The sequence below is a fragment of the Vibrio sp. 10N.261.52.A1 genome (assembly GCF_002876325.1).
GTDB lineage: Bacteria > Pseudomonadota > Gammaproteobacteria > Enterobacterales > Vibrionaceae > Vibrio > Vibrio chagasii.
The window spans coordinates 1-479 of the sequence record NZ_MCYD01000173.1 but is presented as its reverse complement, the minus strand read 5'-3'; the positions used below and the strand labels follow the sequence as shown (position 1 = coordinate 479).

The window sequence follows — 479 nt, the reverse complement described above, 5'->3', positions numbered from 1 at the left end:
ACAAAGAAGAAGGTATTTATGTTGATATCGTTACCGGTGAACCTTTGTTCTCGTCAAAAGACAAATACAAATCTGGTACGGGCTGGCCGAGCTTTACCCAACCAATCAACGAAGCTTACGTAGTGACAACCACAGACTACAAATTGCTGTACCCACGCACAGAAGTTCGTAGCCGATTTGGTGATTCTCACTTAGGCCATGTCTTCAAAGATGGTCCTAAACCAACAGGCTTACGTTACTGCATGAACTCAGCGGCGATGCGCTTTATCCCAGCAGATAAACTGGCTGAAGAAGGGTATGAAGAATACGTTGAGATGTTTGAGGGCTAAACATTCAGCAATTAACGCTACACCTATAACAACAAAGCCAGCATAACGCTGGCTTAATTTTTTCTAATTCATTAACAGGCGCGCTAGCCTGTTAGAACTGTGTCTTCTGGATACTTGAGCAGTGAAGGCTCTGGGCGAGCTAACATATAC

General features: G+C 44.1%; 1 protein-coding gene. It reads left to right on the top strand.

The window, feature by feature from the left end:
• Positions 1–329 (top strand): peptide-methionine (R)-S-oxide reductase MsrB (msrB, locus tag BCT81_RS02395; protein WP_102423141.1); only part of this gene is annotated, 329 nt, incomplete at its 5' end.
• Positions 330–479: the final 150 nt, after the last annotated feature.